Annotated in this window: 11 protein-coding genes and 1 pseudogene; 9 read left to right on the top strand and 3 right to left on the bottom strand. The window is 62.8% G+C overall.

Annotated features, from left to right (window positions below; all coding sequences use genetic code 11):
• The first annotated feature begins 716 nt into the window (after positions 1-716).
• Complete coding sequence (gene mhpA, locus ACTJJX_RS29315; protein ID WP_023082787.1) at positions 717-2306, top strand: bifunctional 3-(3-hydroxy-phenyl)propionate/3-hydroxycinnamic acid hydroxylase MhpA; 1590 nt, start codon at positions 717-719, stop codon at positions 2304-2306.
• A gap of 64 nt (positions 2307-2370) precedes the next feature.
• Positions 2371-3012 carry a TetR/AcrR family transcriptional regulator gene (locus tag ACTJJX_RS29310; RefSeq protein ID WP_023082788.1) on the top strand — a complete coding sequence of 214 codons (642 nt, stop codon included), beginning with the start codon at positions 2371-2373 and terminating at the stop codon, positions 3010-3012.
• A 7-nt stretch (positions 3013-3019) separates the two neighbouring features.
• Here ACTJJX_RS29310 and ACTJJX_RS29305 read toward each other — a convergent pair whose 3' ends face one another.
• Complete coding sequence (locus tag ACTJJX_RS29305; protein ID WP_016851639.1) at positions 3020-4249, bottom strand: NADH:flavin oxidoreductase/NADH oxidase family protein; 1230 nt, start codon at positions 4247-4249, stop codon at positions 3020-3022.
• A 207-nt stretch (positions 4250-4456) separates the two neighbouring features.
• On the opposite strand from ACTJJX_RS29305, the gene ACTJJX_RS29300 reads away from it, so the two are divergent.
• The 6 genes and pseudogenes from ACTJJX_RS29300 (at position 4457) to ACTJJX_RS29275 (ending at position 11493) form a co-directional block, all read left to right on the top strand.
• Positions 4457-5071 (top strand): TetR/AcrR family transcriptional regulator, encoded by a 615-nt coding sequence (locus ACTJJX_RS29300; protein WP_016851640.1) that lies wholly within the window; start codon positions 4457-4459, stop codon positions 5069-5071.
• Positions 5072-5151: 80 nt separating this feature from the next.
• Positions 5152-6243 (top strand): VOC family protein, encoded by a 1092-nt coding sequence (locus tag ACTJJX_RS29295; RefSeq protein WP_023082789.1) that lies wholly within the window; start codon positions 5152-5154, stop codon positions 6241-6243.
• Between the two features lie 153 nt (positions 6244-6396).
• Complete coding sequence (locus ACTJJX_RS29290) at positions 6397-7353, top strand: fumarylacetoacetate hydrolase family protein (protein ID WP_023082790.1); 957 nt, start codon at positions 6397-6399, stop codon at positions 7351-7353.
• Complete coding sequence (locus tag ACTJJX_RS29285) at positions 7353-9299, top strand: acyl-CoA synthetase (RefSeq protein ID WP_016851643.1); 1947 nt, start codon at positions 7353-7355, stop codon at positions 9297-9299. The genes ACTJJX_RS29290 and ACTJJX_RS29285 overlap by 1 nt, the downstream gene beginning before the upstream one ends.
• Positions 9300-9408: 109 nt before the next feature.
• Positions 9409-10501, top strand: a pseudogene (locus ACTJJX_RS29280) (DUF1302 domain-containing protein); the annotation flags it as partial.
• Between the two features lie 449 nt (positions 10502-10950).
• Positions 10951-11493 carry a hypothetical protein gene (locus ACTJJX_RS29275; RefSeq protein WP_003122765.1) on the top strand — a complete coding sequence of 181 codons (543 nt, stop codon included), beginning with the start codon at positions 10951-10953 and terminating at the stop codon, positions 11491-11493.
• A gap of 22 nt (positions 11494-11515) precedes the next feature.
• Here the strand turns inward: ACTJJX_RS29275 and ACTJJX_RS29270 are convergent, their stop codons facing one another.
• Positions 11516-12715, bottom strand: coding sequence for a PucR family transcriptional regulator (locus ACTJJX_RS29270; RefSeq protein WP_003160255.1), 1200 nt, complete (start codon positions 12713-12715; stop codon positions 11516-11518).
• A gap of 294 nt (positions 12716-13009) precedes the next feature.
• On the opposite strand from ACTJJX_RS29270, the gene ACTJJX_RS29265 reads away from it, so the two are divergent.
• Positions 13010-13876 (top strand): phytanoyl-CoA dioxygenase family protein, encoded by an 867-nt coding sequence (locus tag ACTJJX_RS29265; protein WP_003089190.1) that lies wholly within the window; start codon positions 13010-13012, stop codon positions 13874-13876.
• An 84-nt stretch (positions 13877-13960) separates the two neighbouring features.
• Here the strand turns inward: ACTJJX_RS29265 and ACTJJX_RS29260 are convergent, their stop codons facing one another.
• On the bottom strand, positions 13961-14923 hold the full coding sequence (locus ACTJJX_RS29260) for a WD40/YVTN/BNR-like repeat-containing protein (protein ID WP_016851644.1): 963 nt from the start codon (positions 14921-14923) through the stop codon (positions 13961-13963).
• Positions 14924-14927 lie beyond the last annotated feature (4 nt).

The raw sequence follows: 14927 nt of genomic DNA, 5'->3' as shown, positions 1-14927 counted from the left end.
AGGACGCTATGAGCGATGTGAGCCTCTCGGCTCAGGGGTTCTTATCCATGGCTTCGCATAATATATATTATGTTAAATTGAATGTGTCGTTTATCAAGACCTCGGTCTTTCGCGCGCCGTTCTCCTCCTTTCGCGGTAGGCATTCTGAGACTTTTGGCCGGATGCGACCTGCTTATTGACGGCGTTGGAAGGCAATGTGGGACTCCACCTGCTTCTTGGAAGTCAATTTGGGACTTCACTCCTAGTCTCTTCCATGAAGAGTAACGGCTTGAAGTGGAGAAGCCTGAGTCGACGCCCGCATCGTACGGGCTGCGCTTGCTAGGCGGCGCATTCTTCCCGATCAAACACCCCACTTGGACTCTTGGCGGATTCCTCCTGTCTTCTGATGGGATTGGATGGCAACAGCGCGTCATGGCCCTCTATCGCCCCACAAGAAGGGAGGGCACAACATACGACCGTCTTCTGAGCAACAGTCAAAGCCGTCCTCAAGTATCCGCGTTCCCAGCCCCCAAGCCCGTCCGCCCTGAAAGTCACCCGCTGCGAAACAGCGCTATTACCCCATCGACCTAAGCACAGCGAGGCGGGACAGCCGTCTAGCGCCATATCCCTCGCATTGGCCCTGCATGAAATGACTAAAATTCCAATATTGATATTTTATTCATTTTTGATATACATGGCATTCACTCCGATCGCCCGCCCGACAGCAGAAGTACGAGATGAACGCCAACAACAAAGCGCTACCAGAAACAACAGATGTATTGATCGTGGGCAATGGTCCGGTTGGTGCAGCATTAGCTGCGCTGCTCGGCCGTTATGGCGTACAGACCCTTGTGATCGACAAGGTCCATGACGTCCTGCTGATGCCCCGCGCCATTGCCCTCGACAACGAGGCACTGCGTATCCTGCAGCTGGCCGGCCTGGCGGAAGACGCCTTCGAGAAAATAGTGATCCCCGAAGTGCGCATGCACTGCCCCATGGTCGGCCAGTTCGGCCGCGCCAACACTGCGGGCAGCCTCGACGGCCACCCCAAGCTGGTGACCTTCTACCAGCCCGACCTGGAAGGTGCGCTGCGCGTCCAGTCTCGGCGCTTCGCCAACGTGGCGAGCCGCGGGGGGTGGGAGCTGGAAAGTCTGCAGCAGGACGACGACGGCGTGCTCGCCCGGCTGCGCAGCGAACTCGGCCAAAGCCATAGCGTACGTGCCCGTTACCTGATCGGCGCCGATGGCGCCAGCTCCAGGGTGCGCGGCCTGATCGGCCAGGAATTTGAAGGCCACAGCTACGCCGAGGACTGGCTGATCGTCGATGCCTGCGGGCGCGAGCGGCAGGCCATCGACCATGTCGAGTTCATCTGCGATCACCGCCGCCCCACCCCGCACATGCCGGCCCCGGGTGGCCGGGAACGCTGGGAGTTCATGCTGCAGCCCGGCGAGACGCGCGAGCAGATGGAAGACGCCGAGCGCATCGGCCAACTGCTGGAACGCTGGATCGAGCCCAGCCAGCTGAACATCGAGCGCAAGGCCGTGTACCGCTTCCACGCACGCTGCTGTGAACGCTTCCAGAATGGCCGGGTGTTCCTGATCGGCGATGCGGCCCACATCACCCCGCCCTTCGTCGGCCAGGGCCTGGTAGCCGGCCTGCGCGACGCCGCCAACCTGGCCTGGAAACTGGCCTGGGTGCTGCAGGGCCGTGCCGCACCGGCGATCCTCGACAGCTACGACAGCGAACGCCGGCCGCATGCCCGGGAGATGATCGACCTGGCCAAGTTCATGGGCCGCCTGATCATGCCACGCAACGCCTGGCTGGCACTGTTCGGGCATGGCCTGATGCGCGCGCTCAGCCTGATCCCCCCTGCCCGGCGGCACTTCGAAGAGCTCGATATCAAGCCGCGGAGCATCTTCAAGCGCGGACTCTTTATGCGCCAGCCCTGGCGCGGCCGAGTTCAGCGCGGCGGGTTGCTGCCCCAGGGCCTGGTGCGCACGGTCGACGGCAGCATCCGGCTCAGCGACGATGTGCTGGGGGATAACCTAACCCTGATTGGCTTGGGTACGGATCCAGTTGCATGGCTGCAGCCCGGCACACGGCAGCGCTGGGAAGCCGTCGGTGGCAGCTATCTGCATGTCGGACTGCATGGCCAGCTCGGCGGCGCTGCTACTCCCTTCGTCGAGGATATCGGCCAGTGCCTGCTACCGGTTGCCCCGCGGGGCTCGCTACTGGTGGTCCGCCCCGATCGCACGCTGATGCACGACGGTGCTGCCAAGCAGGCCGACACGCTTATCGCCGACTGCCTGAAACTGCTCGGACACTGAACAGACCTCCCCCCGAGCCAAGCACTCCACTATCATCCGCAGCATTGTTTCGCAGAGTCCGACCATGAGCAGAGCAGAGCAACCCGATGCTGCACCCGCACCGCTGAGCCGCGGTCACAAGAAGCGCGAGCGCACGCGCCGCGGCCTGATTGATGCCGCTGTGCGCCTGTTCGCCCGAAAGGAAGTGGGCGAGATCGCGCTGCTCGATGTGGCCAGCGAGGCGGAGGTGGCCAGCGGCACCATCTACAACTATTTCCGGACCCGCGATGAAGTGGTTGAGGCGGTCGGGCTCGCTCTGGCCAATGAGTTTTCCGAGTCGATTTCGCAGCACAGCGTCGGTATCCAGAGCGGCGCCCTACGCCTGGCCATCGGCGTGCGCATGTTTATCCGGCATGCCATGGCCGATCCGGACTGGGCAAGCGCGGTGATACGGGTGGTGCACTTCGATCGCGCGATGCGCTCGAAGATCGCCAACTATGTGCTTGCCGACCTGCGCGCCGGTGCGGAAGAAGGCGCCCTCACCTACAGCGACGAATGCATCGCGCTTGACCTGGTGGTGTCCTGCACGCTCGGCGCCATGCGCAGCGTCGTGGAAGGCCGCAGCGCCAGTGGGCACGACACCCAGGTCGCCGAGATGGTCCTCAAGGCCCTGGGCGCCTCCGCCGCGAAAGCGCGCAAGCTGGCCCAGCAGGAGCTGCCGGGCTGAGCGCCCCTCAGCCGTTGGCCAGCCAGCGGCGATAACGCCGCGTCTGCTGGCGCGCCTTCAGCTGACTGCCGACTAGGGCCAGCAGGGGCGACATCTGCGGCTTGCTCGGTCTGCCCCGCCCCAGCAGCACCAACTGCTGCTTAACCACCGCCTGGGTGGCCGCGGCGGCGAACGCCTTGTTCTTCCAGTTCACGACCACCGGCTGCACCGCAATGTCCTCCCCCGCCTGCCAGCGCGCCGGCAACCTGGGATCGATCGCCAGGGCGGTGGCCATTCCGACCATCGACACGCGCCCCGCCAGAGCGCGCTCGGCCACCGCTCGGCGGCGCACTCCGCCGGTGATCATGATCGGCATCTGCGCGACTTCGCCAATGTGCTCGGCGAACTCCAGGAAGTAGGCCTCGCGCGCCAGCGTACGGCCATCGCAGGTCTGCCCCTGCATGGCCGGGCTCTCGTAACTGCCACCGGAGAGTTCCACCAGGTCCACCGCGTGGTCGTTCAGCATGCGCACCACCGCCGCGGCATCCGCCGCGTCGAATCCGCCGCGCTGGAAGTCTGCCGAGTTGAGCTTGACCGCCACGCAGAACTGCGGCGCGACACGGGCACGCACGGCCTCGACGGTGCGCAGCAGTATCCGCGCCCGATTTTCCAGGCAACCGCCCCAGTGGTCACTGCGCCGGTTGGAGAGTGGAGAAAGGAACTGACTGAACAGATATCCGTGTGCGGCATGGATCTGCACCCCGGTGAATCCCGCTCGCTCAGCCAGCACTGCCGTAACGACATAGCGCTGGATCAGCCTCTCGATCTCGCAGTCATCAAGCGCCCTGGGCCGGGCAAAGTGCTTGGAAAAACCGGGGATGTCGACCGCAATGGCCGAAGGCCCCAGGGCCGGCTGCCCCATGCTAGCCATTAGTTGACGACCGGGGTGATTGATCTGCAGCCAGGCCTGCGCGCCGTGGCTGCGACAGGCTGTGGCCCAGGCGGCAAAGCGCTCCAACTGCCCTTCGCCTTCCAGCACCACCCCTGCTGGGCCGGTGAGGGCATGGCGATCGACCATGACATTGCCGGTGATGATCAGTCCGGCGCCCCCTTCCGCCCAGGCCTCATACAGCCGGATCAACGCCTCGCTCGGGGCATGGTTGGCATCGGCGAGGTTTTCCTCCATGGCCGCTTTGGCTATGCGGTTGGGAATGACGGCCCCGTTGGGCAGGGACAGGGGCTGAAAAAGCTTGCTCATGGAAAGGTTTCCTTCGAGTACGACGGCATGTGGCGCTTCGAGCCCAGCGCTTGTTTGGCCAGCCAGGGACGGCACGCAAGCACGCAATTGAACAAATATGTTCAATTTAGATCAACAATAGCCGCCTATCGACAGATAAAAAACTCTGTTGACCAAAATTGAACGCTAGTGTCCAATTAATCCATCTCGATTCTGGAGGCAATCCCGTTGGCACAGCTCAACCAGGCTCAGCGCCGCATCCACAAGGCAGCAATACGCCTCTTCGCCGAGAAGGGCGTCACCCAACTGAACATCAGCGACCTAGCCCAGGAGGCGGGCGTTGCACGCGGTACCATCTACAACAACGTGGAGACCATGGAGCAGCTGTTCGAGCAGGTCGCCAGCCAGCTGAGCATGGAGATGCACCAGCGGATCAGCAGGAGCTTCATCGGCCTCGAAGACCCCGCGGAACGACTAGCCAACGGCATTCGCTTCTTCGTTCGGCGCACCCACGAAGAACCCCATTGGGGCGCCTTTCTCAACCGCTTTGCGTTGAGCGATGCTTCGATGCGCGAGATGTTCTATAGCCAGGCCACCGCCGATGTCCTCAAAGGCTTCGGGGCTGGCCGCTACCGTTTCCCCCAGACGCACCTGGCCAGCGTCATTTCGCTGATCGCCAGTGCCACGCTGGGGGCCATGTTCCTCGTGATCGAAGGCATCAAGACCTGGCGCGAAGCGGGCAGTGAAACTGCCGAGCTGGTCCTACGCGCGCTCGGCGTCCCCGAAGAGGAAGCGCGAGAACTGGCGACCACCGAGCTGCCCCCCCTACCCGCTCTGGACTGATCGCCCGCCCAAAACTACGCGACCCCGCCTTGCGGGGTCGAAGGCCCGGCTTTGCCCGAAAAAAGCCACGGAGAACGGAAATGGCACAACAAACCACAACAGCCATGCTCGCCACCGCCCAGCCTGCGCGGTATCCGCAGCCAACGGTACAGGCGCAGGCCCTCGCTCACTTGATCTTCGAACGACCAGACCTGGAGCTGGCCGAGCGTTTCCTCATCGACTTCGGCCTGAGATCGGCCCGCCGCGACGCCGACACCCTGTATCTGCGCGGCACCGGCCCGGCGCCCTACTGCTACCGAGTGCATCGTGCCGAGCACGCACGCTTTCTGGGCTTCGGCCTGAGCCTGGCCTCCTGGGGCGATCTCGAACGCATCGCCCGTGTGCCTGGGGCCTCCGTCATCGAGCCGCTGGACGGCCCAGGTGGCGGAGAGCGGGTGCGCCTGACCGATCCATCTGGTTTCCTGGTGGAAGCCATCCATGGCCAGCAGCCGGTCAGCTCCATTGCGCATCGCGCCGCGCTGCCACTCAATCTGGTTGACGTGGCACACCGCATCAATGAGACCCAACGGCCGCCTGTCGCTCCGCCTGAAGTCATCAAGCTGGGCCATGTGGTACTGGAGGTGGCCGACTATCAAGCCACCTGCGCCTGGTATACGCGTCACTTCGGTTTCATCCCCAGCGACGTGCAGGTGCTGCCGGACGGCTCGCCTGCTGTCACTTTCCTGCGTCTGAACCTGGGCGACACTCCAGCCGATCACCATACCCTGGCGATCGCCCAAGGCTTCATGGCGACTTACAGCCACAGCGCTTTTGAGGTGGTCGACGCAGACGCCGTCGGCATGGGCCAGCGTGTGCTGCGCGAGAGCGGTTGGAAGCACGCTTGGGGCATCGGTCGGCACATCCTTGGCAGCCAGATTTTCGACTACTGGCAGGATCCTTGGGGCGATAAACACGAGCACTACTGCGATGGCGATCTATTCACTGCGGATCACCCCACCGGAGTGCATGCAGTCAGCCCCGAGGCGATGTCGCAGTGGGGCCAGCGAATGCCCAAGAGCTTTACCAAACCCGCGCTCAACCTAGCCAGCCTAAGGGGGCTGCTGCACAACCTGCGGCGCAGCCCCGACCTGACCCTGCGCAAGCTGATCACGCTGGCGCGGATGTTCGGCTAGGGCACCGCCATGCGCCCCTGGAGCCGACGCACCCTGCTCAAGACCGGCCTAACCCTGGCGGGCGGGGCGCTATTGCCAGGCTCCGCCTGTTCAACCGAAGAACAAGAACTCTCTGCCTCCGCGCAACCAACCGCTTCATCGGGAGCCTCAACCATGCCTGTCCACGTAGTCCGCTTCGAGCACCAGAACCAAGTCCAATGGGGCGTGATCCGCAAGGGTCGCATCATGCGCATTCCCGGCGACTACGCCACAACCGGCGAGCTAATCCGCCAGACACGGGCAGCGGAACTGGCAGCGTTGCCTGATGGAGAACTAATGCTCGACGAGGTGAAGCTGCTCTCGCCCGTGACCCAGAACCAGCAGTTCGTCTGTCAGGGCGCCAACTACCGGCAACACATGATCGAGTCGGGCATGGACCCCGACGTGAAGAACTTCAACATGATTTTCACCAAGGCAGCCAGTTGCATAGTCCCGGCGGACAGCGAGCTGATCAAGCCGCGCGCAGTGCGCTTTCTCGACTACGAGATCGAGCTGGGCCTAGTGCTCAAGCGCGAGATCAATGGAAAGCAGATAGTGGCCGATGCGAACCTGCATGAGTTCGTCGCCGGCGTCGTGATAGTCAACGACTACTCGGCTCGCGACGTCCAGATTCCGCAGATGCAGTTCTACAAGGGCAAGAGCTTCCGAACCTTTGGCCCGGTCGGCCCCTATCTCTGCCTGTTCGAAGCCAAGGACATCGGCTATCTGCAGAAGCTGCAGTTGCGCCTGACGGTGAACGGCCAGACACGCCAGAATGACAGCACCGCCAACCTGGTTTACGGCCCTGCGGAGACCCTGACCGAGCTGTCCGGTGTGCATGACTTCGCTCCGGGTGATCTGATCGCCACCGGTACTCCGGCAGGCTGCGCACTGTCCATACCTTCGCCGGCCAAGCAGCGTATCGCCGCGCTATTGCCGGAAACGGTGAAATGGAAGGCCTTCATGAAGGCTCAGGAGGGACGCAGCAGCTACTACCTGAAAAAAGGCGACGTGGTCGAGGCCAGCATCCGTAGCGCGGACGGCGTGATCGACCTGGGCGTACAACGCAATGTCGTGGTGGAGCAAGCCTGATGGCCGTCAGCAGCTATCTGGATATTCGCGCCATCGAACAGGTTCCTCTGCGCGAGCGCGGGCTGGCCGCCAATACCTATGCAGCCCTGCAGCATTGCGCGTTGGCGAACGCGGAGGCCCCGGCGCTCAGCTTCGTGCTGGATGCTCGGCGGCACCAGCGTACCCACGACTGGAGCTATGCCGAGCTGTTCGCCGACATCACCCGGGCAGCGAACGCCTTCCACGAACTCGGCATAGGGCCGGGCGATGTGGTCGCCTTTCTGCTGCCGAACCTTCCGGAAACCCACTTCACAATCTGGGGCGGCGAGGCGGCCGGTATCGTCATGGCAATCAACCCCCTGCTCGAGGCGCCGCAGATCGCCGAGCTGCTGCGCGCGGCGAGGGCCAAGTTGGTGGTGACTTTGTCACCGACCCCGGGCAGCGACCTATGGGAAAAACTGGCCAGCCAGCTGGATAGCCTGCCCGATGTGCGGGATGTGGTCTGGGCCAATATGGCCCCCTATGTCCCGATGCTTCCGGCCCTGGCCCTGCGCGGCATGGCCCTGCGTGAGCGACTTCGGCAGCGCCGGTGGCGCATCCATGACCTGCGCGCGCTGATGCGTCGTCAACCGGGCAATCGCCTGATCAGCGGCCGACAGATTCGCGCGGACGAGCCCTCCTCGTATTTCTGCACAGGCGGAACCACCGGCCTGCCGAAGATCGCCATGCGCACCCACGGATCGGAGGTCTTCAACGCCTGGGCGATGGCGGCCAACATGCAACCACGCAAGAAGGGCCAAGTCATCTTCTGCGGCCTGCCGCTGTTTCATGTGAACGGGCAGCTGGTCACCGGGCTGATGCCCTGGACCCAGGGTGACCGGGTGATCATAGGCACCCCGCAGGGCTACCGCGGCGAAGGCGTGATCGCGAACTTCTGGGCCATGGTCCAGCACTTCGGCATCAACTTCTTTTCCGGCGTGCCCACCGTGTACTCCGCGCTACTGCAGCAACCGGTGGCCGGCCACAACATCTCTAGCCTGCAATACGCCCTGTGTGGTGCAGCGCCGATGCCGGTAGAGCTGTTCCGTGAGTTCGAACAGCGGATCGGCGTGCGCATCCTCGAGGGCTATGGCCTGACCGAGGGCGCCTGCGTGTCGTCCACCAACCCACCGGGCGGCGAGCGGCGGATCGGCTCCATCGGCCTGCGTCTGGCCTACCAGGACATGCGCGCGATCATTCTCGACGACGCCGGCAACTACCAGCGCGACGCGCAAACGGACGAGGTTGGGGTCATCGCCATTCGCGGCCCGAACGTCTTCGCGGGCTACCTGGAGCCTATGCACAACAAAGGCCTATGGATCGATATCAGGGACCAGCGCTGGCTCAACACCGGCGATCTGGGTCGCCAGGACGCGCAAGGCTACTTCTGGCTCACGGGGCGCAAGAAGGAGCTGATCATCCGCGGCGGCCACAACATTGATCCCAAGCAGATCGAAGAAGCCTTGCAGGCGCATCCGGCGGTGGCACTGGTCGCAGCCGTGGGCAGTCCGGACGCGCATGCCGGCGAGGTACCGGTCGCCTATGTGCAGCTGAATCCGGGTGCGAGCTGCAACCCGCAGGCATTGCAGGCCTTCGCCACCCAGCACATCGCCGAACGGGCCGCAGTGCCGAAGCGTATTGAGGTCCTCGATGCATTGCCGGTGACGCCGGTGGGCAAGATCTTCAAGCCAGCCCTGCAGCAGCGTGAAATCGCCCGGGTGGTACGCCAGGAAGCCGCGGCACTCGGTCTCGCCGATCTCGCCATAGAGGTCGTCCAGGACGCCCGCCGCGGGCTGCTCGCCCAGATCTCCGCTGGCACACACCAAGTATCTCTGGCTCAGGCCCTGGGGCGTTATAGCTTCCAGATCGAATGGTTCGATTCCCCCTCAGGAGACCAACCGATGCCCAGACCGAACGCCATCAGCTAACCCACTGATCCGCTCCATCAAGCCACTGGCCGACGCCTCAATCGGCCAGCAGGCCCTGCTGCGCCCGAAAAACACCAGCAACAACAATAACAAGAGGTAGTGCAAAACCATGAAGTCCCTACAACCATCATGGAGCGGGGCCCGCCTTGCCTTCGCCATCACGCTTGCCACCTGCAGCGGCACGGCCGCGGCAGTGACCTTCCAGATCGGAGAGATCGAAGGCCAGTTCGACTCGAATCTATCGGTGGGCGCGAGCTGGGCACTGCGCAATCCCGATCCCGATCTGCTCCACGACCCGGCGTCCGACGACGGCAGGCGTAACTTCAAGAAGGGGGAAACCTTCTCCAAGGTCCTTAAGGGTATTCATGATCTCGAGCTCAAGTACGGCGAAAGCGGCATGTTCGTGCGAGGCAAGTACTGGTACGACCTCGAGCTGAAGGACGAGGGCCGCCCGTTCAAGGACATCGAAGACCACAACCGCAAAGAGGCTGCCCAGTCTTCCGGAGCCGAACTGCTGGACGCCTTCCTCTACCACAACTACCAGATCGGCGATTTACCGGGCACCACGCGTCTGGGTAGACAGGTGGACAGCATCAACCCGGTGGATGTGGCGGCGTTCCGCAGGCCCGGTGCCGAGGTCAAGGAAGGGCTGATCCCGGTCAGCATGCTCTACCTGTCACAGGGGATCACCGAGGAAGTCTCGGTCGAAGGCTTCTACCAGCTGGAATGGGATCAGACGGTGATCGACAACTGCGGCACCTTCTTCGCGCCGGTCGATGTGGTTGCCGATGGCTGCGAGGGGCTGGACACCCCCTCGGCGCCACCATTCCCAGGGCCGGCGACCGCGACGCCCGGGACGGTGGCCAATGGGGGCGGCATTACGCTGGTACGTCGCCGAGCTGGACAGCGAATTCGCCGCCTACTTCATCAACTACCACAGCCGGCAGCCCTACTTCAGCACGCAAAGCGCGACCTCAGTTGGCGACCTGAGCACCTCCAAGTACTTCATCGAGTACCCAGAGGATATTCGCCTCTACGGCCTGAGCTTCAGCACCATGCTCAACACCGGCACCACGCTGGCCGGAGAGATCAGCTATCGTCCCAACATGCCGGTGCAGATCAGCCCGGTGGATCTCATCGCAACCTCTTCAGGCGTTTCGGCACTGAGCCCGGTGCTGTCGCAACGGCATGGACATCGACGGCTATTCCGGCAGCACTCGCACAAGATGCCTGCTGCCGATCTTCGGTACCGCCTCTGCACGGAGCCCACTGCATGAAATGCTGTATCGCCGATACGGGCCCATCATGAGCAAATACTCATCCTCACGCTGAATGTCCCGCAGCCATGACGGTCCATCTATGCCGCATATTCGCAGCCTGCCGGCTGCTCTGGCACTCCGTCTGGACAATGGATTGGCAATCAACAGTCGAATGGATAGATCGACGTTGAATGCATTGGGACGACGTCCGCTGTCTTGAGTCGAAACCGGAACATGACATGAAGATGAAATTGTAGGTATGTTCCATTGACGATGACGGCGCTGCTGCAGCAAGCGCCGTCCTGCATTGAATATTCAAAAAGTGCTCTGGCGGGACTCATCTTTCTATTCGAAGATGAAACGAGCAGGCAACCATAGCAGAAGGACGACGGATGTCACCTAGCCCCTCCCCCGACGAGCGTCGGCTTGTATTCGAAGCGCGCCGACTGACCATTGAAGCACTGGTGAAAATCTATCTTGAGCAGGTTTCTTCCTCAAGGAACCTGGTGACGGTCTACCTTCGCCTCATGTTCACGTTGTCACTCGGTGCCCTCGCCGGCGTGATAACTCTATATGGGACCATGCTTCGCTTTGGCACTTCGGCCAGTATCAGCATGATTACTCCCCTGGAGGTGGTTCTTGCTATCGCAGCGCTTGCGGCCCTGGTCACTTCGGCTCTGCTTTCCGCGCGTGCGCTCCAGAAAAGTGCATTCGATGTCGCTCCGCTCTTGCATAACCCATTTCCAAGCGCGGACTCGGTGATCGATTCAATATTCGATGCAGACGATATCGATGAGCGGCAAATACTCAGAAAGCTTTATTTCGCCCTGGACAAGACTGTCGAGCATCAGCCTCCTCTCAGGCTCAGCACTCGTCTGATCACCCTCTTCCTTATTGGCGGTCTTTTCCTGACCGGGGCATCCTTTTTACTGTGAAGAGCGCGTTCGGTCTTTATGGTTATTTATCATCATCGATCAGGGGAGTACTCCAGATCACCAGTTCAAGGGCCGCGGCGATCTGAATGCGATGATCGGCAAGCCGGACGGGCAACAGGTCCTGGGCACGCTCCAGCCGGCGCAGCAATGTGTTGCGATGCGTGCCCAGCGCTTCTGCGGTCTGGGTGACATTGCAGCCATTGGCCAGGAAGGCGTGCAGCGAGCGCTGAAGCACCGAAGGCTCCGTCGCCAGCCGCCCCAGGGTGCTCAAGACGAACTGCCTGGCCGCGCGGTCGTCCTGGGTCATCAGCGACACCATCCTCACCTGGTCGATGGTGGCAACGGCGGGTGCGCCCGCCAGGCGGCCCATCAGCCTTTGCGTCGTCAGGGCCTCCAGATGCGAGCGACGGAAGCCATTGACTCCCGTGCCCGGCGAGCCGATTGCCGCGCGAATCCCTGAAAACCGCAGTGCGATGCCTTGCAGCAGGTTCAGGTCCAGCGGTTTCGCCGCATGGCTCCAGACCCACAGGGTCGCGGGGCCGGCGAATACGATCAACGGCGCCGCCGTGCCCGTGAGTTGCGCCAGGGTACGCGCCACATCCTCCAGAAGGCGGATCTCGGCGTCCGGGCTTTCGCACCAGACCAGGCCGGCGTAGTGCTTCTGGAAAAGGCTGTAGCCCAGCCGCCTGCCGAATTGCTCCGTATCCACATCCCTGCCCTCGAGCAGCCGACTGACCAGGCTTCGTTTGTCGATCGGGTCGTCATGGGCCTGGGCGCTCTTTTCTTCGAGGATGATCTGGGTCACCACACGCATGTTGCTGTCGATGAACTCCGAGATGGACCGCGACGAGACCTCCAGGAATTCCTCAAGCACCCTGGGATCCTGCGTCAGGTTGAAGGCCATCTTCATCCATAGCTCCCAGGCGGTGTTCTGTGTCGACCTCGCGACATTCATCAGCAGCTCGGACAGCCCTCTGCGGGCGAGTTCCCTGGCCGTGTCCACCATGTCGGCCGAGACGTAGGGTTGCACCGGTTCTCCGGGGCGCTGCAGATTGGCGTTCGCCCAATGCAGCAACTCTGCGCGGTTGGCGCGCCGGCACGCCGCGAGGATGACCGGGTCCTCCAGCAGCTTGGCATCTTCCGGTGAAGAGAACAGCGCCTGATTGAGGCGCTCGACCCACTCCGGCGGCAGCGTCTGAGCGAGCTCGGCGCCTTTGCGCATGAGTTCACGAACGGCTTCCGATGGGCGTGGCCAGGAGGATGGCGTACTGGTCATGGGCGGTGCAAAACACTCAAAAATCACAGAGGAAATGGTGCAGTTCGTACCTTGGCGCAAGGTTGGGGGAAACCTAGCATGAACTCACTGCCTGAACAAAAAAATACAAGGAGGCGCCGTGACGCTCCATGTTCTTTTTTTGGGGTTTAGCGCAGTGGCAAGCGGGCTTGTTCGCCGGTGCCCGTTGCCCGGGCAGCGACCCGCCTGCGCCAACCGTTCCTTCAATCCGGAGTTCTTTCAATGTCAGCCTCTCGCGATACCTTCAGCCTGCCCGTCGTAACCCGCTCGACTCCAGCGCAAGAGATTGCACTGCTGAGCGACCAGGCAGGTGCGGTGATCATCCGCAACTTCATGACCCCCGAACAAGTCGCACGGATCAACAACGAACTGGACGCTCCCCTGGCCGCGCTCGAGGCCGGCTCCAAGCACCAGCACGAGCTGATCGCCGAGTTCCATGGCCGCCAGACCAAACGGCTCACCAACCTCGTCACCCACAGCAAGACCTTTCGCGAGGAGATCCTCGATGACGACCTCTTTCACGACCTGGGGAACGTGCTCTACGCCGCGGAGTGCGGTGACTGGTGGCTGACCACGGCCCAGTTGATCGAGATCGGCCCAGGCAACAAAGCGCAAATGCTGCACCGCGACATGGCGCAGTACCAACCGTTCGTGGCCATGAATAAACATGCGCCGCGCACCATCACCAACCTGATGCTGGCGCTGACCGATTTCACCGAGGAAAACGGTGCCACGCGCTTGATCCCCGGGAGCCAGGACTGGGATGACTTCGACGATGTAGGAACCCCAGAAATGACGATCCCTGCCCTGTTGAAAGCAGGAGATGCCGTGCTGTTCGGCGGGAAAGTCGTTCATGGCGGCGGGGCCAACGTGACCGCTGACTTCTACCGTCGCGGGCTGACCATCCCGATGCAGGCTTCGATCATCACGCCTGAAGAGGCCTACCCGTTGATCGTGCCGCTCGAACTGGTCAGAACGCTTGCTCCGCGCGTTCAGAAGATCCTCGGCTTCCGCTCCCAGTACCCCAATGGCAGCCCAGGCCTGTGGCAACATAACTACGCAGACCTGGCCGACTATCTCCAGCTCTAGAAGCCTTCCACGCTGGCCGGCCTGGCCCCGAAGGCGCCAGGCCCAACCGCGTCCCCGGACAAGCAAAGAGGCCGGTGAACACTTTCATTCCTGGCGGGGCATTACTCCGCGACGTGAAAACAGCAGCGGCGTGCCGTCGGCGTTGAACAGCGCCGCCGTCAGCGAAAGGCCGTCAGCCGACGGTGCTTCCTGGAAACTGTTTCCACCATCCCTGCTCCGTACCTTCAGTCCGTCAAGCCCGACCGCCAGTACCCGAGCGCCAGCCACTGCTATGGATGTGACCGAGCCCTTGCCTTGCGTTGGCACTCTGCGAAAAGCCTTGCCATCGGCAGAGCCCTGCAACAGGGTGCCACGCTGACCACCCAGCAGCAGACGCCCATCGGCCAGCACCGCGCCAGACCACAGGGTGCCCTCATAGCCGGTATCCAGGTAACGCCAGTTGTTCCCCTGGTCGTCGGAGCGCAGCACCTGCCCATGCTCGGCCGTGGCGTACAGGCTGCCGTGGTTGTCGGCAAACAGCCCCATCAGGTTGAGGTCGGCCCGCTTGGCTCCTGGAGGCGCTTGCAACGGCTGCTCCGTCCATGTCTTGCCGCCATCCTCGGTGGTCAGCACCAACGACCAGAGCCCTACCGCAACGCCCTGCCGGGCATCGAAAAAGTGCACGGCGAACAGCGGCCGGTCTTCTTCGCTCGACAGGTGCTGGACCTGCCAGGATTCCCCGCCGTCGGCGGTGGACAGGATCGCCCCCCAGTGACCCACCGCCCAGCCGTGCCTGGCATCCACGAAGGACACACCCGTCAATGGCGTGGATAGTGGGACCGAGCGTGCCTGGCGCCACTGCCTGCCCTGGTCGTCGGACAACAACACGACACCGTGGTCGCCCACGGCAACCACCCGCTCTCCGGCCCAGCCGGCGGCCAGCATGGTGGCCTGCGTGGCATTGCCCGCCTGCACGGCCGGCACGGCCTGCAACGGCGCGGCCTGGAGAGACATCAGCGGCAATCCTGCTGCGAGCAAGGCCGCGGTGAATGAAACCCTGAACTTCATGCTT

This window comes from Pseudomonas sp. 22490 (assembly GCF_052044465.1).
Classification (GTDB): Bacteria; Pseudomonadota; Gammaproteobacteria; order Pseudomonadales; family Pseudomonadaceae; genus Pseudomonas; species Pseudomonas aeruginosa.
This window is presented reverse-complemented; position numbering and strand designations above follow the sequence as displayed.